This is a genomic window from Streptomyces chartreusis (assembly GCF_008704715.1).
In the GTDB taxonomy this organism is placed as follows: Bacteria; Actinomycetota; Actinomycetes; order Streptomycetales; family Streptomycetaceae; genus Streptomyces; species Streptomyces chartreusis.
In genome coordinates this window covers 5,710,572-5,732,205 of the sequence record NZ_CP023689.1, presented here as the reverse complement: position 1 = coordinate 5,732,205, position 21,634 = coordinate 5,710,572, and the positions used below count along the sequence as shown (strand labels likewise).

Here is a 21,634-nt window from a genome sequence, read left to right as displayed (position 1 = left end):
GCCGCGCGGGAGCGGGGCTGGACGAGACTGGCCCCATGACAGTTGACGCTCTGACAGATGTCGCCGGACTGCGGGTGGGGCACGAGACCCGGGCCGGGGGTGGCTGGCTCACCGGCACGACCGTCGTGCTCGCGCCCGAGGGCGGGGCCGTCGCCGCCGTGGACGTGCGTGGCGGCGGGCCCGGCACCAAGGAGACGGACGCCCTCGATCCGCGCAACCTCGTGCAGAAGGTCGAGGCGATCGTGCTGACCGGCGGCAGCGCGTACGGACTCGACGCGGCGTCCGGGGTGATGGCCTGGCTCGAGGAGCAGCGGCGTGGGGTGCGGGTGGGGGCGGACCCGGCGCACGTCGTGCCGGTGGTGCCCGCCGCCTGTGTCTTCGACCTCGGGCGGGGCGGCGACTTCCGGGCACGGCCGGACGCGGCAACCGGCCGGGCGGCGGTCGAGGCGGCCGCGGCGAGCGAACCCGGTGCCCCGGTGCGGCAGGGCTGCGTGGGCGCGGGCACGGGGGCCACCGTCGGTCCGGTCAAGGGCGGGATCGGCACCGCGAGCACCGTCCTCGACTCGGGGATCACGGTGGCCGCGCTGGTCGTGGCCAACGCGGCCGGGTCGGCCGTGGATCCCGAGACCGGGGCGCTGTACGGGGAGTTGTTGCAGGGACGGGTGAGGTATCCCGAGGAGGACGTCCACCGGGCGGCGCGGCTGCGGCTCACCGAGATCGCGGCGAAGAACGCGCCGCCCCCGCTGAACACCACGCTCGCCGTGGTCGCCACCGACGCGGACCTGTCGAAGGCACAGGCGCAGAAGCTGGCCGGCACGGCGCACGACGGCATCGCGCGGGCCGTGCGGCCGGTGCATCTGCTCAACGACGGGGACACCGTGTTCGCGATGGCCACCGGGGAGCGCCCGCTCGACGCCGGGCATCCGCTCGCGCTGAACGAGATCCTCGCGGCGGGCGCGGACGCGGTGACCCGGGCGATCGTGCGGGCCCTGCGCGCGGCAGAGTCGGTGGACGGACCGGGTGGACTGTGGCCGTCCTACGGGGAGTTGTACGGGGAGGCGTAGGGATCCGCGGTGGTGGGGCCGGCCGGCGGCCCCTCCCCCGCTGCTGCGTGTCGGCGATTGTCGCGGTTCTGTCACGTGACTGCATTCACCGCGAACGCTGGGAACCCGGTCCGGGGGCAGTCACCTCTTCCCCCCTGGAACGGAACGCATCCCGCAGATCGCATGAAGATGGAGCAGACCTTGACAACGCCGGACATAGCAGCGCGGCGCGCACTGGGGGCCTGTGCCGCCCTGATGATCGGCGCCCTGACGCTCACCGCCTGCGGTGGCAGCGCCAACGCCGACAACGACGACAAGGCCGGCAAGGACTCCAAGTCGTCCGCCGCGACGATCGAGATCTCGGCGAAGGACGGCTCGAACGGGGCGTCGATCAACTCGACCGGCGTGAAGGTCAGCGACGGCAAGCTGACCGAGGTGAAGATGACGGTGGCGGAGAGCGGGCAGGCCGTGCCGGGCTCCCTGACCGCCGACGGGGGCGCCTGGAAGCCGAAGGAGCAGCTTGAGCGCGGGACGAAGTACCGCATAGCGGCCACCGCGAAGGACGGCGACGGGCGCAGCACCGCCGCCGACTCCACCTTCACCACCGTCTCCTCGGCCAACAGCTTCATCGGGACGTACACGCCCGACGACGGCACCACGGTCGGCGTCGGGATGCCGGTGTCGTTCAACTTCGACAAGGCGATCGGCGACAAGAAGGCCGTCCAGTCGCACATCACCGTCTCCTCCTCCAGCGGGCAGAAGGTGGTCGGGCACTGGTTCGGCGAGCAGCGGCTCGACTTCCGGCCCGAGGAGTACTGGAAGGCCGGCTCCAAGGTCACGATGAAGATCGACCTGGACGGCGTCGAGGGCGCGAACGGCGTCTACGGCGTGCAGAAGAAGACGGTCACCTTCACCATCGGCCACTCGCAGGTCTCCACGGTCGACGTCGACACGCAGACGATGACGGTCGTGCGGGACGGAAAGACGCTCAAGTCGGTGCCGATCTCGGCGGGCAGCTCGGAGTTCACCACGTACAACGGGCAGATGGTGATCACCGAGAAGTTCGAGAAACTGCGGATGGACAGCCGGACCGTCGGCCTCGCCAACGCGTACGACATCCCGGACGTGCCGCACGCGATGCGGCTGACGCAGTCGGGGACCTTCATCCACGGCAACTACTGGTACAACAAGGGCAACCCGCCCTTCGGCCGCCAGGGCACCAGCCACGGCTGCGTCGGCCTCCAGGACGTGCAGGGCGGACAGGGGGACACGCCCTCCAAGTGGTTCTTCGAGAACTCGACGGTCGGTGACGTCGTGATCGTCAAGAACTCCCCCGACAAGACCGTGACGCCGGACAACGGCCTCAACGGCTGGAACATGGCGTGGAGCGAGTGGGTCACCGGCAGCGCCGCGTGATCACCGTGTGATCCACCGAAGTACCGTCCGAGCAGGGATTCTTGACAGTTCGTCGGGCCGCGCGGGAACTTCTCGTGCGGCCCGCGCGTTTTACCGGACGTACGTTTTCTCGGTTCCCGGACATGATGTCCGACCGAGGGGCTACGGTATGCACCCACAAGGTGACATGCAGCAACGCCGGGAGAAACCTTGAGCGTTCCGTACGAGACGGCAGCGTACGAACCACCCGAGTCGGCGGAGTCTCCGGAGGAGCATCTCGCGCGACTCCTCGGCCGTGCCCTGAATTCATTCGAGTTGCCCGACGAGGCGATACGGCGGCTCGACTGCGCGCTGGCCCACGACAGCTCGCTGCACTCCGCGCACCACAGCGCGGGGCTGCACCGCGAGACGTACCGGCACACCTGGCTGCTCGCGGACGGCTCGGCGCTCACCCTGTGGGAGCTCGTCCACAACACCGCGCGCGGCCGCGAGCCGCAGCACGAGGTGTACGCGGACGAGGAGGAGCTGCGCGCCGCGACCGCGCGGCTGCCGCTGCCGCCGGACGCGCCGGACTTCGAACTGCCGGTGACGGTGCAGCTGTCGCCGATACCCACGCCCCGGCACGCTTACGTGCCGGACGACTCGGCGGACCACGCGCGCAGGCTGCTGCGCCGGGCGGAGAACGCCGACCGGCCTGGCACGGAGACGGCCACGCTGCTGACCACGGCGTTCGCGCACCAGATCACGCAGGCGTTCGGACGCCCGTGCCGTGCGGGCCGCGCCGGGCTCTGCTTCTCGCTCTACGAGCACGCCTTCCTGCTGCGCGACGGCGAGGAGGTCTCCCTCTGGGAGGTCGAGCACACGGCGACGCCGGACGGGCGGCACATGTGCGAGGTGTACGTCACCGAGGAAGCGGCGCGGGACGCGATGGAGCGGCGGGCGGCTCAGGTCTCGTAGCGCCGAAGCGGCATCGGTGGAGCGCCGGTTGAGGCGGTGCGGCTGTTGAAGGGGTGCGGCCGGTCAGTGGCCGTCGCCGAGCCGGCGCACCAGGCCCGCGAAGGCGTCCCGTTCCGCCGGGGTGAGCTCGACGGCCTCCAGTGCCGGGGCGGTCTGCCGCTGGTGCGGGAGCCCCGGGAGCATCGGGTCGGCCTGCCAGGGGGTCACCTCGGGGCGGTTGCGGCGCAGGAGGCGGACGAGTCCCATCACCCAGAGCACGGCCGCCAGGGCCAGGACGACAGGGCCCAGCAGCTGGAGGACCGAGACATTTTCTGGCATGCGCCCCAGTAGACACCACGGTCCGGGCCTATTGGCCCGGACCGTGACGTATATCGCAGGTGCCGTGAACAACTCACAGCGCCCGAAAGGGACAAGCGGTCGGCTCGTCCCGGGGCGGGCTACGCCGCCACCGGCTGCTTCGCCTCCGCGGTGGCGGCCGCCGGGGACTCCGCGGCCGGGGTGCCGTCCGGGGCCGTCCCGCGCATGCCCTTCAGCACGATGACCAGGCCCGCCGTGACCGCCGTACCGGCCGCGATGGCCAGCAGGTAGAGGAACGGCTTGCCGATCAGGAAGGTGACCCAGATGCCGCCGTGCGGGGCGCGCAGGGTCGAGCCGAAGGCCATCGTCAGCGCGCCGGTGACGGCGCCGCCCGCCATGGAGGCGGGGATCACGCGCAGCGGGTCGGCCGCCGCGAACGGGATCGCGCCCTCGGAGATGAAGGAGGCGCCCAGCACCCAGGCCGCCTTGCCGTTCTCGCGCTCGGCGGTGGTGAACAGCCTCTTGCGGATGGTGGTGGCCAGGGCCATGCCGAGCGGCGGGACCATGCCGGCGGCCATCACGGCGGCCATGATCTTCATCGCGGAGTCGCTGGGCGCCGCGACCGAGATGCCGGCCGTCGCGAAGGTGTACGCCACCTTGTTGACCGGACCGCCGAGGTCGAAGCACATCATCAGGCCGAGGAGGACGCCGAGGAGGACGGCGTTGGTGCCCGAGAGGCCGTTCAGCCAGTCCGTCATGGCCTTCTGCGCCTCGGAGATCGGCTTGCCGATCACCACGAACATCAGGAAGCCGACGACCGCCGAGGACACCAGCGGGATCACCACCACCGGCATGATGCCGCGCAGCACCGGTGGGATGTCGATGCGCTGGATGGCGAGGACGACACCACCGGCGATCAGACCGGCGACCAGACCGCCGAGGAACCCGGCGCCGATCGTCACCGAGATCGCACCGCCGACGAAGCCGGGCACGAGACCCGGCCGGTCGGCCATGCCGTAGGCGATGTAGCCGGCGAGGACCGGGACGAGGAAGCCGAAGGCCGCCGCGCCGATCTGGAACAGCAGCGCGCCCCAGCTGTCGACCTGCCCCCAGTCGAAGTGCTCGGTGACCGACTTGGCCTCGTTGATCTGGTAGCCGCCGATCGCGAAGCCGAGGGCGATCAGCAGACCGCCGGCGGCGACGAACGGGACCATGTAACTCACGCCGGACATCAGCCACTTGCGCAGCTTGGTGCCGTAGCCCTCGCCGGGCTCGCCCGCGCGCTCCACCGGAGTGCCGGGCCGGGCGGCCGCCGTGGCCTCGCCGCGCTCGGCCTTGGCACGGACCTCGGCGATGAGGGCGGCCGGGCGGTTGATGCCCGCCTTCACGCCGACGTCGACGGTGGGCTTGCCGGCGAACCGGTCCTTCTCGCGTACGGCCACGTCGTGGGCGAAGATCACGCCGTCCGCCGCCGCGATGACGGCCGGGTCGAGCCGGGTGAAGCCGGCCGAGCCCTGCGTCTCGACGACGAGTTCGACGCCCGCCTCACGGCCCGCGTTCTCCAGCGACTCGGCCGCCATGTAGGTGTGGGCGATGCCGGTCGGGCAGGAGGTGACGGCGACGATCCGGAAGGGGCGCTCGGCGTCGGCGGGCGCCTCGGCCGGGGCGCCCGGCGCCGGGGCGTTCACGCCCTCGGTGCGCGCTCCCGGCACCGGGGCCGTCGTGTCCGTGGCGGCGTCGGCGGAGGCCGCCACCGACGACGCCACGGAGTCTTCGGAAGGAGCGGCGGCCGCCGGGGGCTCCTCGCCCCGGATCAGTGCCGCCGCCGACGCCGGGTCCCCCACCGACCGCAGCGCGTCCGTGAACTCGCTGTTCATCAGCTGCCGGGCCAGTGCGGACAGGATCGTCAGATGGGCGTCGTCGGCGCCCGCGGGAGCGGCGATCAGGAAGATCAGGTCGGCCGGGCCGTCCGTCGCGCCGAAGTCGATGCCGGCGGCGCTGCGCCCGAAGGCCAGCGTCGGCTCGGTGACGTGCTCGCTGCGGCAGTGCGGGATGCCGATGCCGCCGTCGAGGCCGGTGGGCATCTGCGCCTCACGGGCGGCCACGTCGGCGAGGAAGCCCTCCAGGTCGGTCACCCGGCCCTTGGCCACCATGCGCTCGGCGAGGGCGCGAGCCGCCGCTTCCTTGGTCCCGGCGGACAGGTCGAGGTCGACCAGGTCCGGGGTGATCATGTCGCTCATCGCGGGCTCCTTCGCACGCGTATCGCCCGGGGAGTCTCGTGGGCGGAGAAGGGGACGGGGGCGGTGTGGGGGGCGGCGGGGGTGACGGAGACGGGGTAGGGGAAACCACGCCTCCCCCGGGCGGCGGGGCGGCTCAGGAGGGGGACCCGCAGGCCGTGACCGGCCGTGAGTAACGGTGAGCCCGGCCGGTCGGCCGTCGAACCGGCAGGAGCCGAACCGGAAAGAAACGTGACGTCCACGGCATTCGTCATGACACCGGCTCCTTCAGTACGCGGTCGACCGGCACGTCGGCCGTGACCGTCACCGCCGCCAGATCCAGGTCGGCCGGCGAAGGCATCACGCTGCCCGGCAGCCGGACGGCAGCCGCGCCGTGTGCGACGGCGGAGGCGAGCGCCTCGGGCCCGCTCCCCCCGGCGATCAGGAACCCGGCGAGGGAGGAGTCGCCCGCGCCGACGTTGCTGCGCACTGCGCCCACCGGCGCGCTCCCGAACCAGGCGCCCTCGTCGTCCACGAGCAGCTGTCCGTCCGCGCCGAGGCTCGCGAGCACGGCGCCCGCGCCCATGCCGCGCAGTTCCTCGGCGGCCTTCACCGCGTCGCCCACGGTGGTCAGGGGGTGCCCGACGGCCTGTGCGAGTTCCTCGGCGTTCGGCTTCACCACGTCCGGGCGGGCACGCAGGGCCTCGAGGAGGGCGGGCCCGGAGGTGTCCAGCGCGATCCGCGCGCCGCCCGCGTGCGCCCGGGCGACGACATCGGCGTACCAGGACGGCGCGAGACCGCGCGGCAGGCTGCCGCAGCAGGCGATCCAGTCCGCGTCGCGCGACTGCTCGCGGACGGTCTCCAGGAGGAGTTCCTGCTCGGCCGCCGACAGTTCGGGGCCGGGTGCGTTGATCTTCGTGAGTACGCCGTCCGACTCCGCGAGGGCGATGTTCGAGCGGGTGGCGCCGGCGACCGGGACCGGTGCGACCTCGATGCCTTGCGCGTCGAGCAGGTCGGCGACGAGCGCGCCGGGCGCGCCGCCCAGGGGCAGCACCGCGACCGTGCGCCGCCCGGCTGCCGCGACCGCCCGCGAGACGTTCACGCCCTTGCCGCCCGGGTCCATGCGCTCGCCGGTGGCGCGGATGACCTCGCCGCGGTCGAGGGCGGGGACCTCGTAGGTGCGGTCCAGGGACGGGTTCGGGGTGACGGTGAGGATCATGCGCACTCGTTTCTCAACACACAGCACTTCTGTGCCGCTCTAGACACAGAGCACTTCAGTGCCGCCGCGCTCGATGGCGGTGGCGTCTTCGGGGCTCAGCCCGCTGTCGGTGATCAGCAGGTCCACGTCGCCCAGGTCACCGAAGCGGGCGAAGTGCTCCTGGCCGTGCTTGGAGGAGTCGGCGAGCAGCACCACCCGGCGGGCCGCGGCCACGGCCGCCCGCTTCACGGCCGCCTCGGCGAGGTCGGGGGTGGTCAGACCGTGCTCGGCGGAGAAGCCGTTGGCCGCGACGAACAGGACGTCGGCCCGGATCTCGCCGTACGCCCGCAGCGCCCAGGCGTCCACGGCGGCGCGCGTACGGTGCCGCACCCGCCCCCCGATGAGATGCAGCTGCATGCCGGGGTGGTCCGCGAGGCGGGCCGCGATGGGCAGGCTGTGCGTGACGACGGTGAGGGACGCCTCCAGCGGCAGTGCGGCGGCCATGCGGGCCACCGTCGTACCGGCGTCGAGGATCATCGTGCCCTCGGCGGGCAGCTCGGCGAGGGCGGCCTTGGCGATGCGGTCCTTCTCGTCGGCCGCCGTGCCCTCCCGCTCGGCGAGGTCCGGCTCGAAGTCCAGGCGCCCCGCGGGGATGGCACCACCGTGCACCCGGCGTACGAGCCCGGCGCGGTCGAGGGCCTTCAGGTCCCGGCGGATCGTCTCCGCCGTCACCTGGAACTCCTCGGCCAGCGACAGGACGTCCACCCGGCCGCCGTCACGGGCCAGCCGGAGAATCTCCTGCTGCCGCTCCGGTGCGTACATGTCCGTTCGCCTCCGAACTGTGCCCGAACTTGTGGTTTCGCGAGGAGGCTACGCCCGGATTTCTGGAAAGTAAACAGGTTCGGGCTCAATCGGGCATGACTGGGCTTTCGGCATGGGCGATACGGAAACGACGAGGGGCCCGGCACCGAAGTGCCGGGCCCCTCCCCTCCCCCGCTCTCAGCCCGCGAGCGCGGGCTCCTTGTCCGTCGCCGGCGCCGAGTCGTCGGCGCCCTCGACGTGCTGCGCCGGCCGCTTGGGCAGCGCCGACATCAGTAGGAAGATGACACCCAGCACCGCGGCGACCCACCACAGCGCGTTCTGGAAGCCGTCCGCGAAGGCCAGGCCGGCCGCCGTGCGCTCCTTGGCCTCCGTGAGCCTGTCGTCGACGACGCCGAAGAAGACCACCGAGACCAGGCCGAGGCCGAGCGCGTTGCCCATCTGCTGGACGGTGTTGATGAGGCCCGACGCCGAACCGGAGTGCTCGCGCGGCACCTCGGAGAGGATCGCGTCCGTCAGCGGCGCCACGATCAGCCCCATGCCGACGCCCATCACGACCAGCGGCAGGGCCATCTGCCAGGGGGCGATGGACAGGCCGTAACGGTTCGCCTCCCAGATGTAGAGCAGGACGCCGAGCCCCATCACCAGCGCGCCCGCCTGGAGCACCTTGCGGCCGAAGCGCGGGACCAGCTGCTGCACGGACAGACCGGCCGCCGTCGAGACCGCGATCGAGAACGGGATGCCGGTGAGGCCGGCCTTCAGCGGGCTCCAGCCCAGACCGAACTGCATGTACAGCGTCCAGACCAGGAAGAAGATGCCGAGCGCCACACCGAACACGGTCTGTACGGCGATACCGGCCGCGAAGCTCTTCACCTTGAACAGCGACAGTTCGACGAGCGGCGAGCCGTCGCGGGCCGCCTTCCGGCGCTCGAAGAGCACCAGCACCGCGAGGACCACGAACGCGCCCGCCATCGACACGTACCCCCACACCGGCCAGCCCAGCTCACGGCCGCGGGTCAGCGGGTAGAGCAGCATCAGCAGACCGATGGTGACCAGCGCGACGCCGACGAGGTCCAGCTTCAGCGCCTTCGGCGCCTTGGACTCGGTGATGAACCGGCTGCCCAGGATCAGACCCGCGATGCCGACGGGCAGGTTGATCAGGAAGATCGGGCGCCATTCGAGACCGAACAGGTTCCACTCCGTCAGCAGCGCGCCGAGCAGCGGGCCGGTGACCGCGCCGAGTCCGACGACCGCGCCGAACAGACCGAAGACCTTGCCGCGTTCGTGCGCCGGGAACGTGGCGTGCACGATCGACAGGACCTGCGGGACCATCAGCGCCGCCATCGCGCCCTGAAGGATGCGCGAGGCGACCAGCATCTCCGGGTTGGCGGCGAAGCCGCACAGCGCCGAGGCCAGCGTGAAGCCGCCGATACCGATCAGGAACAGCTTCTTTCGGCCGTGTATGTCACCCAGACGGCCGCCGGTGATCAGACCGGCGGCGAAGGCGAGCGCATAGCCGGCGGTGATCCACTGGATCTGGCTGAACGACGCGCCGGCCTCCCGCTGGATCGACGGGATGGCGATGTTGACGATCGTGACGTCGACGAGGTCCATGAAGGCCGCGGTCATCACGATGGCCAGGGCGAACCATCGACGGCGGTCGCCTGCCTGGGCGGCCTGGGCGGCCTGGGCGGCCTGCGTCACGGCCTCGGCTGAGTCGGACGGGGTGGTGGGCTGTGCCTTGTCGCTGGTCACACGCGCCGGTTCTGTCTCGGTTGCGGTCATGGCTCAAAGCTATGGCCTCATTAGGTCAGATCGTGTCCTAGTTCTACGGCATCCTCGAAAACATGACGACGGACACTCCGGCACGGCTCCTCACACTCCTCTCTCTCCTGCAGACGCCCCGCGAGTGGCCCGGCGGCGAGCTCGCCGACCGGCTCGGGGTGTCCCGGCGCACGGTGCGGCGTGACATCGACCGGCTGCGGGACCTCGGCTATCCCGTGCAGGCGACCCTGGGGGCGGACGGGGGCTACCGGCTCGTCGCGGGCAAGGCGATGCCGCCGCTCGTGCTGGACGACGAGGAGGCGGTGGCGATCGCGGTCGGGCTGCGGGCCGGGGCGGGGCACGCGGTCGAAGGGGTGGAGGAGGCGTCGGTGCGGGCGCTGGCGAAACTGGAGCAGGTGCTGCCGTCGCGGCTGCGGCACCGGGTGAGCACGCTTCAGGCCGCGACGACGCCGCTGACCAGTGGGGACGGGGCGAGTATCGCGCCCGAGACGCTGACCGTGATGGCGTCGACCGTGGCGGGGCGGGAGCGGTTGCGGTTCGCGTACCGGGCGAAGGACGGGACGGAGTCGCGGCGTCTGACCGAGCCGTATCGGCTGGTGTCGACCGGGCGGCGTTGGTATCTCGTGGCGTACGACCTCGACCGGGGGGACTGGCGGACGTTCCGGGTGGACCGGGTGAGTGAGCCGTTCGCGACGGGGGCGCGGTTCGCTCCGCGGGAGTTGCCGACGGGGAATGCGGCGGAGTATCTGCGGCAGTCGGTGTGGCGGCGGCAGGAGGCGTACGAGTTCTCGGTGACGTTCGAGGCGCCGGTGGAGTTCGTGGCGGCTCGGGTGCCGGGGTGGTTGGGGGTGCCGGAGGCTCTGGACGGTGGGGAGCGGTGCCGGCTTCGGGGGGCCGTGGGGGATGCGGTGGAGTGGATGGCGGTGCGGCTGGCGATGGTGGACTGCGAGTTCGTGGTGGAGTCGCCGGAGGAACTGGTGCGGTGTGTGGGGGAGTTGGGGGGGCGGATGAGTCGGGCGGCTGGTGCGTGATGCCTGCGGCGGCCTGTGCCGGTTCGGTGGGGGTTCGTGTAGCGCCTGCGGTTGTGTGGTGGGTCGGGGCCGTGCCGGGGGGTGTCCGTCCTCGGTCGGGCGGTTGGGCTCTCTTAGAAGGGTGCTCGGCGTTGACGCCCGCCGCTGCGGGCGGACACCCCCCGGCACGTCCCCTCACCGCCGTACGCGACTGGAACGCCCCCAGGGGCGCGGGGAACTGCGCAACGGTTGCGAGGCCCACGGTCACGTCTAGGCGCAGGCCCACTGCAACTCCCTGCTTTTAGGGGCGCGGGGAACTGCGCGACCAGCCTCCACGGGCCCGCAGCCGGAAACCTCAGACTGCCGTGATGTCCTCCCACGGGAAGTTCCGCAGGGCGTCCAGGTTGCGTAGGGCCTGTGCCGCTGGCCCTTGGGGGCCCTCCGCCGGGGCGTCGCCCGTGGCCCAGGTCTCTACGGCCACGCGGACGGACGCCGCCGCCACCGCTGCGGCGAAATTGTGGGCGGCAACGTTGTCGGTACCGCTTCTTTGCGCCAAAGCCTCGGCCAGTTTCGCCTCCGACTCGTGGCACACCTCGGCCCAGACCTTGCGCAGGGCGGGGTTCGAGATGGCGAGGCGGACCAGTGTGCGGGCCCACTCCCAGGAGGCCTCCGAGACGCCCGCGCCCGGGGTCAGCGTGTGGCGCAGGGCGTGTTCCAGGGCCTGCGGGACGGGCAGTTCGGCGGGGGCGTCGCGGACCGCCTGGGTCCAGCGGTCGGCGCCCACCGCGTAGAGCGGGGACACCGCCTCCTCCTTGGTGGCGAAGTAGCGGTAGAAGGTGCGCGGCGCGATACCGGCGGCCTGGGCGATGTCCTCGGCTCGGGTGGCCCGCAGCCCCCGTCGCACGAAGAGCGCGGCCGCGGCGCGGGCGATCTCCATGCGGGTGGCCGCCTTGCGCCGCTCCGTCAGGGAGGGCGACGAGGTGGCCGAGGGCTGTGCGGGGGTGGGGCTGGTCACGTTCGGCAGGCTATGCCCATGTGGCACAATCTGCCATCCGGGCGGGCCACCCCGTGGTTCAGGTACGGGGTGACCCGCCCGTCCGGACGTGCGGAAGCGGAAAGAGCCGGGCCCCGGCACCCAGGGGGGATGGGCGCCGAAGCCCGGCTCGTGGGAAGTCCCGGCGCCGGGGGGAGTGCGTCGGGACTTGGTCCGGTGTTGGTGAGGCTCGTCGGTCGGTCTGCGTCCGGGGCCCGAGGGCGGTCGCCTCGGTCCGAACTCCCTTGCCCGCAGGTCTTGTTCCCGGTGGCCCCTGCATTGAAGCGGCGTTACATCGCCATGTTTGCGCGGTCTTTGGCCACCGGGCGTACGCCCCCGCCGCCGCCCAAGGGTCAGGCGGCCGCGTCGAAGCCGGTGCTGCGCGCCAGCTTCTTCAGCTCCAGCAGGGCGTGCTTCTCGATCTGACGGATGCGTTCGCGGGTCAGGCCGTGCTCCTTGCCGACCTCGGTCAGGGTGCGCTCGCGGCCGTCCTCGATGCCGTAGCGCATCTTGATGATGGACGCCGTGCGCTGGTCGAGGCGGCCGATCAGGTCGTCCAACTCCTCGCTGCGCAGGAGGGTGAGGACCGACTGCTCGGGCGAGACCGCCGAGGTGTCCTCCAGGAGGTCGCCGAACTGCGTCTCCCCCTCGTCGTCCACCGACATGTTGAGGGACACCGGGTCACGGGCCCAGTCGAGTACGTCCGCGACGCGCTCCGGCGTCGAGCCGAGCTCGGCGGCGATCTCGGTGTGCTCCGGGTCGCGGCCGTGCTCGCGGTTGAACTCGCGCTGGACGCGCCGGATCCGGCCCAACTCCTCGACCAGGTGGACGGGGAGACGGATGGTGCGGGACTGGTCGGCTATCGAGCGCGTGATGGCCTGACGGATCCACCAGGTCGCGTACGTCGAGAACTTGAAGCCCTTGCGGTAGTCGAACTTCTCCACCGCGCGCACCAGGCCGGCGTTGCCCTCCTGGATCAGGTCGAGCAGGGGCAGGCCGCTGCGCGGGTAGCGCCGGGCCACCGCGACGACCAGGCGGAGGTTGGAGCGGATGAAGATGTCCTTGGCACGCTCTCCGTCGGCGACGAGGGCTTCGAGCTCGTCACGGGTGGCGTCGGCCTTGGCCTCCTCGTACCCGTCGAGGACCTGCCTGGCGAACACACCCGCCTCGATGATCTGCGACAACTCGACCTCTTTGGCTGCGTCGAGAAGCGGCGTACGCGCGATCTCGTCGAGGTACATGCCGACCAGGTCGCGGTCCGCGATCTCGCCGCCATGGGCGCGAACACTGCGTGCCGCGTCGGCGGTCCCGCCGGTGGCGGACTGACGACGGGCGACGGCACGGGTTGCCATGCGTGCTCCCTTGCGGTGGGGTCCCCCCGCTCGAGCGCACTCGAGAGGAGGGGAGGGCGGGCGGTGGTTCGTGAACGTTCGGGACTCTTGTCGAGTGCCCGCCGTTCGATGGAAACAACGACTGGAATCAGGACAGAATTCCCAACCCGCCCCCCTATTTTTCTGATCTTGCAGTATCCTGCCGGGCCACAGAGGAGGACCGATGCCGTCGGGGCGTACAGAAGTGCAGGTCAGGCCGGGAATCGAGAGCGACCTCGATGCCCTCGTCGCCATCTACAACCACTACGTACGCGAGACGCCCATCACCTTCGATACCACGGTGTTCACGCCGGAAGAGCGCCGCCCTTGGCTGCTCTCCCACCCTGAAGACGGCCCGTACCGCCTGATGGTTGCCACGGAGGCGGACTCCACGGGCAACTCACAGCGGATTCTCGGCTATGCCACATCCGGCCCGCACCGGCCGAAGCCCGCGTACGCGACCTCCGTCGAGGTGACCGTCTACCTCGCGCCCGACGCCGGCCGGCGCGGCATCGGCACCCTGCTGTACGAGGCCCTGTTCGACGCGCTGGCCGGCGAGGACCTGCACCGCGCCTACGCGGGCATCGCCCAGCCGAACGAGGCGTCCGTCCGGCTGCACGAGCGGTTCGGCTTCCGGCACGTCGGCACGTTCCGCGAGGTGGGCCGCAAGTTCGGCCGCTACTGGGACGTGGCCTGGTACGAGAAGGACCTCTGAGCCGCCGGAGGCGGCCATGAAGGGGACTCTCAGCCGAACTGCACCGATCGCTTCGCCAGCCCCATCCAGAACCCGTCGATCACCGACTTCTGCGCCGCCTGCTCGCCGGCCGCGTCCGCCGCGCCCATCGTCACGAAGAGGGGGGCGAAGTGCTCGGTGCGCGGGTGGGCGTAGCGGCCGGCCGGGGACTTGTGCAGGAAGTCCAGCAGGGCGTCCCAGTCGCGGCTCTCCAGCGCCCGCCGGCCCCAGTCGTCGAACTCCACGGACCAGGCGGGGATGCCGCCCTGGCGCAGTGCGGCCAGGTTGTGGGTGAAGAAGCCGGAGCCGACGATCAGCACGCCCTCGTCGCGCAGCGGCGCCAGCTTGCGCCCGATCTCCATCAGCTCGACGGGGTCGAGGGTCGGCATGGAGACCTGGAGGACGGGAATGTCCGCCTCGGGGTACATCTCGACGAGGGGGACGTAGGCGCCGTGGTCGAGACCGCGGTCCGGGATGTCCTGCACCGGGGTGCCGGGGGCGCGCAGCAGCTTGCGCACGGACGCGGCGAGCTCGGGTGCGCCGGGGGCCGGATAGGTCACCTGGTAGTAGTGCTCCGGGAATCCCCAGAAGTCGTAGACGAGAGGAACGCGCTCGGTGGCACCGATGGCGAGAGGGGCCTCCTCCCAGTGGGCGGAGACCATGAGGATCGCCTTGGGGCGCGGCAGACCGGCGGACCAGGCCGCGAGCTCGCCGGGCCAGATCGGGTCGTCCGCGAGCGGTGGTGCGCCGTGGCTGAGATAGAGGGCGGGCATGCGCTCCTGTGCGGCGGCGGACATGACGACGACTCCCTCCGGAGACCTGAAGCCTTCAGGTGCTTTAAGTCTAAACATTCCTTACGGGAAAACCGTACGTCCAGGTAGTTAAAATTTCAAGGAGAGCTCTCGTACAGTGGAGTACATGAATACGGCATCGACCCCCGCGCCGCCCGCGTCCGCGACCGCACCCGCCTCGTCCGCGCCCACGCAGGAGACCCGCTGGCTCACCGACGAGCAGCAGCGGGTCTGGCGCACCTATCTGGACGCGGTCACGTTGCTGGAGGACCACCTGGACCGCCAGCTCCAGCGGGACGCGGGCATGCCGCACATCTACTACGGCCTGCTGGTCAAGCTCGCCGAGTCACCGCGCCGCCGGCTGCGGATGACCGAGCTGGCGATGTACGCCAAGATCACCCGGTCCCGTCTCTCGCACGCCATCGCCCGGCTGGAGAAGAACGGCTGGGTCAGGCGCGAGGACTGCCCCGACGACAAGCGGGGCCAGTTCGCCGTGCTGACCGACGCCGGCGTGGCGGTGCTGAAGGAGACCGCGCCGGGTCATGTGGAGGCGGTGCGCCAGGCGATGTTCGACCGCCTCACCGAGGAACAGCAGAAGGCCCTCGGCGAGATCATGCGGATCGTCGCCGAGGGCCTTCAGCCGACGGAAGCGGGTGCGGACCTGCCCTGGCTCCGCTGAACCGCTCATTCAGTGGGGCCTGTTCTGAGTTGCCCCGTCGTCCGCGCGCAGCGCGGGCGCAGCGGCGTTCGGTGCGTGCCCTCGGTGTGCGGCGCCGCAGGTCATGTGGCGGAGCCACCTGTCCTGCGGCGCCGTGCGGCGAGGGTGCGTGCCGGGCGTCGGGGCGCAGGCGGGGCAACTCAGAACAGGCCCCGGGCCAGGGCCGGTCCTGAAGGCCGTACGTGTGGAGCGTCCCCATCCCCGTACGTACGGCTCGTCCCAAGGGGTACGACCGGGCGGTCGTCGTCGCGCGACTAGTGCGCGACGACCGGCACCGCCACCTCGTCCTGGGCGCCCTCCTCGGAGGAGGCCACCGTCGAGCCGCCCGGGCGGCCGGCGTTGACCAGGGTCAGCGCGATGCCCGCGGCCGCGACCAGGATGCCGACGGCGAACCAGATGGCGCTGGTGTAGCCCTCGACCATGCCCTCCAGCTGGACCAGCTGCTGCTGGGACCTGCTGGACGCGCCGGCGATGTGGTCGGCGATGTAGGACGTGGTCGCCGAGGCGGCGATCGTGTTCAGCAGGGCCGTACCGATGGCGCCGCCCACCTGCTGCGAGGTGTTGACCATCGCGGAGGCGACACCGGCGTCCTGCGGCTTGACGCCCTGGGTGGCCAGGGACATGGCCGGCATGAACGCCGTACCCATGCCGAGGCCGAGCAGCAGCATCGCGGGCAGCAGGAGCGCGGCGTAGGAGGAGCCGATCTCCAGCTGGGTCAGCAGCAGCATGCCGAGGGCGGCGACCAGGAAGCCGGGGCCCATCAGCAGCCGCGGTGCGACCCGGGTCATCAGACGGGTGCCGATCTGGGTGGAACCCGTGATCATGCCCGCGATCATCGGCAGGAAGGCGAAGCCGGTCTTCACCGGCGAGTAGCCCTTGACGATCTGGAGGTAGTAGGTGAGGAAGAGGAACAGACCGAACATCGCGATGATCGCGAGGCCGAGCGAGAGGTAGATACCGCCGCGGTTGCGCTCGGTGACCACGCGCAACGGCAGCAGCGGAGCCTTGACCCTGGACTCGACCAGGACGAACGCCAGCAGCAGCACGCCGGAGGCGACGAACATGCCGATCGTCATCGAGTCGCTCCAGCCCTCGGACTCGGCGCGGGTGAAGCCGTAGACCAGCGAGACCAGACCGAGGGTGGACAGGATCACGCCGGGGATGTCGAGCGCGGAGCGGTTGCGGCCGCCCTCGGGCTCACGGATGACGTACCAGGCACCGGCCGCGGCGACGATGGCGAACGGGATGTTGACGAAGAACGTCCAGCGCCAGTCCAGGTACTCGGTGAGGAATCCGCCGAGGATCAGACCGACCGCACCGCCACCACCGGCGATGGCGCCGTAGATGCCGAAGGCCTTCGCGCGCTCCTTGGCGTCCGTGAACATCACGGCGAGCAGGGAGAGCGCGGCCGGGGCGAGCAGCGCGCCGAACGCGCCCTGGAGGGCACGGGCGCCGAACATCATCGCCTCGTTGGTGGCGGCGCCGCCCAGCGCGGAGGCCGCGGCGAAGCCGCCGAGACCGACGACGAAGGCGCGCTTGCGGCCCCAGAGGTCGGCGATACGGCCGCCGAAGAGCAGCAGACCACCGAAGGCGAGGGCGTAGGCCGTGACGACCCACTGCCGGTTGCCGTCGGAGATGCCCAGGTCCTGCTGGGCGGAGGGCAGTGCGATGTTCACGATGGTCGCGTCGAGGACGACCATCAGCTGGGCTATCGCGATGAACGCGAGCGCTTTCCAGCGGTTGGGATCGACGGCGGCGCCGAGGCCGCTGCCGGGAGCCTTCGCGGCTGTTTCAGACATGGAGGTACCCACTTCGGGACTTCGTGACGGAAAAAGTGAAAGGAAAGGGGACGGCTCGTCGGCTGTGACGGCCGGTGCGATTCAGGGATCGATCGATTCGGCTGCGTACGGTGTGATGACTGCCGTGATGCTCAGGACTGAGCGGTCAGGTCATGCCTTGCGCAGGTCCTCCATGGTCAGCGCCATGCCCGGCAGAACCGAACGGGCCGGGGCCCGCAGTCCGTCCAGGAACAGCTGAAGATGACGGTGGACGTAGCGGTCGGCGATGTCGCACCCGGTACCGGCCGGGGGCCGGCTGAGCTGGGCCGCGGCGATCATCACGTCGCCGACGTCCACGTCGGAGCGGAGCTGGCCGGCCGCCTTGGCGCGGTCCATGATCGCTCCGACGAGGCGCTCGCACCGCTCGCGCGAGGCCTCCAGGTCGGGGTGGTTCTGGTCGAAGGCGCTCTGGACCATCGGGCACAGCGCGCTGATCCGCTCGTCGGCGGCGGTGTGCACGAAGCGCTCCAGAGCCTCGAAGGCATCCCCGGTCTGCGTGAGCGCGAGCTCGGCCGCCGCCATCGTACGGTTGATGACGGAGCAGACGACCTCGCGGACCAGTGCGTCGCGGTCGGGGAAGTTGCGGTACACCGTGGCATTGCCGACGCCGGCCCGGCGGGCGATCTCGTCGAGCGGCACATCGGGGCCGAACTCGACGAACATCTCCCGGGCGGCGGTGACGATCCGCTCCCGGTTGCGCAGGGCGTCGGCGCGCGGCCGGGGCGCCTTGCGCGCTTCGGGGGTCACGGTCTGCACGGCGTACTCCTGATGCTGCTGGGGTGGCGGTTGTTGCCGCCGGGTGACGATCCGGGGACGCTGTCCCCGTTTCGCTCGGACACATGGCTAAACGGGGAGACGATCCCCGGTTATTTCCCGACCGGGAAAAGATTCTGTGTGACCTGAGTCACATGCGATTGAGTATGCGGTTTCCGGGAAGAAACCCACGTTCGGTCTCCTCCAGCGCGCGCCCAAGCACCCCTCGACACAGGGTGATCGAGAGGGTGCAGCGCGCAGGCCGGCGGGCTGCCATGGACTGAAGGGCCCATGCATGCAGCCGAGCCGTCGGATACGCCCCCGCCGTGTCGCCGCCCTCGTCTCCGTGACCGCCCTGACCTTCGCGGTCAGCACCTCGGCAGGCACCGGGCACTTCACGGCGGGTACCTCGACGGTGGCCGGAGCGGGCCCGATCTCGCCGGAGCACCCCTCCGCCCTGCGCCCCTGCATGATCACCGGCCGGCCCACGATCCAGATGTCGGAAGGAGTGCCGACCGCGCGCGGCTACTCCCGCTCCACCGGCACCGTCCGCGCCCTCACCGTCATGGTCGACTTCCCCGACGCGCCCGGTCCGGGCCGCGCGCTCGACCGCTTCGACGAGTTCTTCCCGCAGACCCAGGACTGGTTCCGCACCAGCTCCTACGGCCGCCTCGACTACCGTCCCGAGACCCCGATATCCGGCTGGCTGCAGATGCCCAAGTCCTTCCGGGCCTACGGCATAGAGCGCGGCGCCCCGTTCGACCCCGGGTACCGGCGGCTGGTCCAGGACATCGTGGTCGCCGCCGATCCGAAGGTCGATTTCCGGGAGTACGACTTCCTGAACGTCCTGGTCACCCCGAACGCCGGCCCCTCGGCCCTGGACACGGTCCTGTCGGTGACCTTCGCGGGGAACACCGAGGCCCCGGTCGCCGACGGCGTCTCGGTGGCCAACGCGTCCTTCGTCTACTCCCGCCAGGACGACGGCTCCGGCACCTACCACCGCACCGGCTACCGGGTCCTCCCCCACGAGAACGGCCATGTCTTCGGCCTGCCCGACCTCTACACCGCCGACGGCGGGGCCGCGGTCGGCCACTGGGACATCATGAGCGAGGACTGGGGGGCCAACAACGACCTGCTGGGCTGGCACAAGTGGAAGCTGGGCTGGCTGGACGGCGCACAGGTACGGTGCGCGGCGAATCCCGGGACCTCGGAGTACGCCCTCACCCCGCTGGCCCGCGAGGGCGGCCCGAAGCTGATCTTCGTACCCCTGAGCCGCCGCAGCGGCTACGCCCTGGAACTGCGCACCCGCGAGGGCAACGACGAGTCCGTCTGCCGCCCCGGGGTCCTGATCTACAAGGTCGACGCGGACGTGGACACCGGGATGGGCCCGGTCAAGGTCGAGGACTCCCACGAGGACAGCGGCGGCTGCACCCGCAGCCCGAACGTCCACGCGGAACTGTCGGACGCGACGTACGGCCCCGGCGAGGAGTTCCGGGACGAGGAGCGGGGGGTGAAGGTGTCGGTGCTGGGGGTGGATCTGGCGGGGAGTTATCGGGTGCGGGTGGAGAGGGGGTGAATGGGGGCCGGGGGTGAATCGGGGCCGAGGGTGCGGGGTGGCTGGGGGTGGGCTGGAGTGTCGGCCGGGGTCCCGGTGGAGGGCTCGGCCCGGATATTGATGCTCGGGCGTGTGGCCAGGTCGCCGCGTGCGTGCGTGGGGCGGATTACGGTTGAGGCTGCCGCGAACGCCGTACGGAGAGCCGATGCCCGCGAAGACGACCCTGGACGACGACCGTGCCGTGCCCGCGGAGGCGGTCACGCCGCTGATTCGGGGTGTGACGGTGCTGCGGCGACTGACCGAGGCCGGCGGGACGCTGAGTGCGAGCGGCCTGGAGCGCGGCACCGGGCTGGCGCGCTCGACGGTGGACCGGATCACGTCCACGCTCGCGCGCATGGGGTACGTCCGCCTCGACGGCCGCGACATCATGCTGGCGCCGCGCGTGATGGAACTCGGCAACGCCTACCTGGCGGCCCTCGCCCTGCCCTCCCTCCTCGCCTCCCACGCGGACGCGCTCGCCGACGAGCTCGACGAGTCCGTGTCCCTGGCGGTCGCCGACCGCGACGGCATCCGCTTCATCCACCAGGCGACCCGCCGCCGCGCGATGTCCCTCAGCTTCCGCATCGGCGACCTGCTCCCGGCCGAACGCACCTCGCCGGGCCCGCTGTTCGCGACGGAATGGCCGGACGCGCAGTGGCAGTCGTGGCGCGAGCGCAGGGCGGCGGACCCGGACGACCGCGGCTTCCCGGCCGCTCCGTGGCAGTCGCACGCCTCCTCCGACGAGGACTTCGAACGCCGGGCGGCGCGAGCGCGCAAGGACGGCTGGGCGCTGGACGACCAGTTGATCGAGCCGGGGCTGGTCGCGGTGTCCGTACCGGTACGGGATCCGCGGGCGGGCGGCCGTATCGCCTGCGTGGCGAACGTGGTGAGCCACACCAGCCGGCACACCGCCGCCGACCTGCGCGACACGCTCCTGCCCCGCCTGCGCACGGCGGTGGCGGACATGGAGCGCGAGCTGCGCGAGGCGCCGGAACCGCGCCCCGCGACCGCTCCGGCGGGCCTCGCGACCTGGACCGGCGCCTCCAAGCAGGAACTGGGCCGGGAGTTCGTCGAGTCGCTGGCGCGCGGGCTGACCGTACTGACCGCGTTCGGGGAGGGCAGGGCGGAGCTGACGCTGACGGACGTGGCGAACGCGACGGGGCTGGCGCGGGCGACGGCCCGACGCGCGCTGATCACGTACGAACACCTGGGCCTGGTACGCCCGTCGGGCAACCGCGCCTTCTCCCTGACGCCCCGTGTCCTGTCCCTCGGCTACCCGCCCCTGTCCCGCACGTCCCTGGCCCAGATCGCGACCCCGCATCTGGCCGAACTCGCCGACCGGGTCCACGAGTCGGCGTCCCTGGCGGTGCTGACGCCGTCGGCCGAGGAGATCCAGTACATCGCCCGGGCCGCCACCAGCCGCGTGATGAGCGTGAACATCACGATCGGCACGCGGCTGCCGGCGTACGCGACGTCGATGGGCCGGGTACTGCTGGCCGATCTCCCGGAGGGCGACGGCCATTTGTCCTCCGCCCTGCACGACCTGCGCCCCCTGACGCCCCGCACCGTCACGGACCCCGCGACCCTGGAGACGACCCTCTCCCACGTCCGCACCCACGGCTACGCCCTGGTCGACGAGGAACTGGAGGCGGGCCTCCGCTCAGTGGCAGTCCCGGTCCGCGACCGCACGGGCCGAGTGGTCGCGTCCCTGAACGTGGCGATGCATGCGGCGCGACGAACGGTGGAGGAGTGCGTACGGGAGGTACTGCCCGAGCTGGTGGAGACGGCGGGTCGGGTGGAGGGGGACCTGCGGGTGGCGGGGCGGTTTGGTGGGGTGGGGTGGGGTGAGGGAGTCCTGCTGGTGCGGCTGGCCGCTGACGCGATCCGCCGTGCCGGCGATGGCGTCACCCGCCGCCTCAGCCGTCGTACGGCCTGGCGGCGCGGCCCTCGCGCAGGGTTAGCCCCCACCAGGCGAGCTGGTCCAGCAGCACGGAGGCGGCCTTGGCGGTGCCGTCCTGATCATGGGGATGTCCGTCGTCGTCGAACTGCTCCCAGGCCATGTGGAAGCTGACGGTGTCGCGCAG

General features: G+C 71.4%; 18 protein-coding genes. 8 read left to right on the top strand and 10 right to left on the bottom strand.

Annotated features, from left to right (window positions below):
- The first annotated feature begins 35 nt into the window (after window positions 1-35).
- The 3 genes from CP983_RS25145 to CP983_RS25135 all read left to right on the top strand — a co-directional run bounded on the left by CP983_RS25145 (window position 36) and on the right by CP983_RS25135 (window position 3,395).
- Window positions 36-1,064, top strand: coding sequence for a P1 family peptidase (locus tag CP983_RS25145; RefSeq protein WP_126901843.1), 1,029 nt, complete (start codon window positions 36-38; stop codon window positions 1,062-1,064).
- Between the two features lie 180 nt (window positions 1,065-1,244).
- Window positions 1,245-2,459, top strand: a complete 1,215-nt coding sequence (locus tag CP983_RS25140) for a L,D-transpeptidase (RefSeq protein ID WP_150501964.1) — start codon at window positions 1,245-1,247, stop codon at window positions 2,457-2,459.
- 189 nt (window positions 2,460-2,648) lie between these two features.
- Entirely contained in the window at window positions 2,649-3,395 is a 747-nt protein-coding gene (locus tag CP983_RS25135; RefSeq protein ID WP_107905886.1) for a DUF6227 family protein, read from the top strand.
- Between the two features lie 63 nt (window positions 3,396-3,458).
- Here CP983_RS25135 and CP983_RS25130 read toward each other — a convergent pair whose 3' ends face one another.
- The 5 genes from CP983_RS25130 to CP983_RS25110 all read right to left on the bottom strand — a co-directional run bounded on the left by CP983_RS25130 (window position 3,459) and on the right by CP983_RS25110 (window position 9,554).
- Entirely contained in the window at window positions 3,459-3,713 is a 255-nt protein-coding gene (locus tag CP983_RS25130; protein ID WP_150501962.1) for a hypothetical protein, read from the bottom strand.
- Window positions 3,714-3,832: 119 nt separating this feature from the next.
- Entirely contained in the window at window positions 3,833-5,932 is a 2,100-nt protein-coding gene (locus CP983_RS25125) for a PTS fructose transporter subunit IIABC (RefSeq protein WP_150501960.1), read from the bottom strand.
- A gap of 247 nt (window positions 5,933-6,179) precedes the next feature.
- Window positions 6,180-7,127, bottom strand: a complete 948-nt coding sequence (gene pfkB / locus CP983_RS25120) for a 1-phosphofructokinase (RefSeq protein WP_150501958.1) — start codon at window positions 7,125-7,127, stop codon at window positions 6,180-6,182.
- Window positions 7,128-7,166: 39 nt separating this feature from the next.
- Window positions 7,167-7,928 carry a DeoR/GlpR family DNA-binding transcription regulator gene (locus CP983_RS25115; RefSeq protein WP_125529776.1) on the bottom strand — a complete coding sequence of 254 codons (762 nt, stop codon included), beginning with the start codon at window positions 7,926-7,928 and terminating at the stop codon, window positions 7,167-7,169.
- A gap of 177 nt (window positions 7,929-8,105) precedes the next feature.
- Window positions 8,106-9,554 (bottom strand): MFS transporter, encoded by a 1,449-nt coding sequence (locus CP983_RS25110; protein WP_229914807.1) that lies wholly within the window; start codon window positions 9,552-9,554, stop codon window positions 8,106-8,108.
- 218 nt (window positions 9,555-9,772) lie between these two features.
- Between CP983_RS25110 and CP983_RS25105 the strand changes: the two genes are divergently transcribed.
- Complete coding sequence (locus CP983_RS25105) at window positions 9,773-10,741, top strand: helix-turn-helix transcriptional regulator (protein WP_150501956.1); 969 nt, start codon at window positions 9,773-9,775, stop codon at window positions 10,739-10,741.
- 334 nt (window positions 10,742-11,075) lie between these two features.
- Here CP983_RS25105 and CP983_RS25100 read toward each other — a convergent pair whose 3' ends face one another.
- On the bottom strand, window positions 11,076-11,735 hold the full coding sequence (locus CP983_RS25100) for a TetR/AcrR family transcriptional regulator (protein ID WP_444545306.1): 660 nt from the start codon (window positions 11,733-11,735) through the stop codon (window positions 11,076-11,078).
- Window positions 11,736-12,106: 371 nt separating this feature from the next.
- Window positions 12,107-13,105: a sigma-70 family RNA polymerase sigma factor gene (locus tag CP983_RS25095; protein ID WP_107905891.1), complete on the bottom strand. Its 999-nt coding sequence runs from the start codon at window positions 13,103-13,105 to the stop codon at window positions 12,107-12,109.
- Window positions 13,106-13,307: 202 nt separating this feature from the next.
- Between CP983_RS25095 and CP983_RS25090 the strand changes: the two genes are divergently transcribed.
- A complete protein-coding gene (locus tag CP983_RS25090) occupies window positions 13,308-13,838 on the top strand; it encodes a GNAT family N-acetyltransferase (RefSeq protein WP_150501954.1) in 531 nt (176 codons plus the stop codon).
- Window positions 13,839-13,867: 29 nt separating this feature from the next.
- Here the strand turns inward: CP983_RS25090 and CP983_RS25085 are convergent, their stop codons facing one another.
- A complete protein-coding gene (locus CP983_RS25085) occupies window positions 13,868-14,653 on the bottom strand; it encodes a dioxygenase family protein (RefSeq protein ID WP_125529118.1) in 786 nt (261 codons plus the stop codon).
- 121 nt (window positions 14,654-14,774) lie between these two features.
- Between CP983_RS25085 and CP983_RS25080 the strand changes: the two genes are divergently transcribed.
- Window positions 14,775-15,326, top strand: coding sequence for a MarR family winged helix-turn-helix transcriptional regulator (locus CP983_RS25080; protein WP_125529117.1), 552 nt, complete (start codon window positions 14,775-14,777; stop codon window positions 15,324-15,326).
- A 293-nt stretch (window positions 15,327-15,619) separates the two neighbouring features.
- Here the strand turns inward: CP983_RS25080 and CP983_RS25075 are convergent, their stop codons facing one another.
- Together CP983_RS25075 and CP983_RS25070 are read right to left on the bottom strand one after the other, a co-directional pair.
- Window positions 15,620-17,164 carry an MFS transporter gene (locus CP983_RS25075; protein ID WP_125529116.1) on the bottom strand — a complete coding sequence of 515 codons (1,545 nt, stop codon included), beginning with the start codon at window positions 17,162-17,164 and terminating at the stop codon, window positions 15,620-15,622.
- Window positions 17,165-17,314: 150 nt separating this feature from the next.
- Complete coding sequence (locus CP983_RS25070; protein ID WP_107905893.1) at window positions 17,315-17,959, bottom strand: TetR/AcrR family transcriptional regulator; 645 nt, start codon at window positions 17,957-17,959, stop codon at window positions 17,315-17,317.
- 292 nt (window positions 17,960-18,251) lie between these two features.
- On the opposite strand from CP983_RS25070, the gene CP983_RS25065 reads away from it, so the two are divergent.
- Together CP983_RS25065 and CP983_RS25060 are read left to right on the top strand one after the other, a co-directional pair.
- Entirely contained in the window at window positions 18,252-19,532 is a 1,281-nt protein-coding gene (locus tag CP983_RS25065; RefSeq protein WP_150501952.1) for a M6 family metalloprotease domain-containing protein, read from the top strand.
- A gap of 184 nt (window positions 19,533-19,716) precedes the next feature.
- On the top strand, window positions 19,717-21,621 hold the full coding sequence (locus tag CP983_RS25060) for an IclR family transcriptional regulator domain-containing protein (protein WP_244364961.1): 1,905 nt from the start codon (window positions 19,717-19,719) through the stop codon (window positions 21,619-21,621).
- The last annotated feature ends 13 nt before the right edge of the window (window positions 21,622-21,634 follow it).

Bases quoted from the DNA above. Each gene is read 5' to 3' on its own strand.
- CP983_RS25145 (WP_126901843.1), top strand. From the start codon at position 36: ATGACAGTTGACGCTCTGACAGATGTCGCCGGACTGCGGGTGGGGCAC.
- CP983_RS25110 (WP_229914807.1), bottom strand. From the start codon at position 9,554: ATGACCGCGGCCTTCATGGACCTCGTCGACGTCACGATCGTCAACATC.
- CP983_RS25095 (WP_107905891.1), bottom strand. From the start codon at position 13,105: ATGGCAACCCGTGCCGTCGCCCGTCGTCAGTCCGCCACCGGCGGGACC.
- pfkB (WP_150501958.1), bottom strand. From the start codon at position 7,127: ATGATCCTCACCGTCACCCCGAACCCGTCCCTGGACCGCACCTACGAG.
- CP983_RS25080 (WP_125529117.1), top strand. From the start codon at position 14,775: ATGAATACGGCATCGACCCCCGCGCCGCCCGCGTCCGCGACCGCACCC.
- CP983_RS25115 (WP_125529776.1), bottom strand. From the start codon at position 7,928: ATGTACGCACCGGAGCGGCAGCAGGAGATTCTCCGGCTGGCCCGTGAC.
- CP983_RS25125 (WP_150501960.1), bottom strand. From the start codon at position 5,932: ATGAGCGACATGATCACCCCGGACCTGGTCGACCTCGACCTGTCCGCC.
- CP983_RS25060 (WP_244364961.1), top strand. From the start codon at position 19,717: ATGCCCGCGAAGACGACCCTGGACGACGACCGTGCCGTGCCCGCGGAG.
- CP983_RS25090 (WP_150501954.1), top strand. From the start codon at position 13,308: ATGCCGTCGGGGCGTACAGAAGTGCAGGTCAGGCCGGGAATCGAGAGC.
- CP983_RS25065 (WP_150501952.1), top strand. From the start codon at position 18,252: ATGCAGCCGAGCCGTCGGATACGCCCCCGCCGTGTCGCCGCCCTCGTC.
- CP983_RS25130 (WP_150501962.1), bottom strand. From the start codon at position 3,713: ATGCCAGAAAATGTCTCGGTCCTCCAGCTGCTGGGCCCTGTCGTCCTG.
- CP983_RS25085 (WP_125529118.1), bottom strand. From the start codon at position 14,653: ATGTCCGCCGCCGCACAGGAGCGCATGCCCGCCCTCTATCTCAGCCAC.
- CP983_RS25105 (WP_150501956.1), top strand. From the start codon at position 9,773: ATGACGACGGACACTCCGGCACGGCTCCTCACACTCCTCTCTCTCCTG.
- CP983_RS25075 (WP_125529116.1), bottom strand. From the start codon at position 17,164: ATGTCTGAAACAGCCGCGAAGGCTCCCGGCAGCGGCCTCGGCGCCGCC.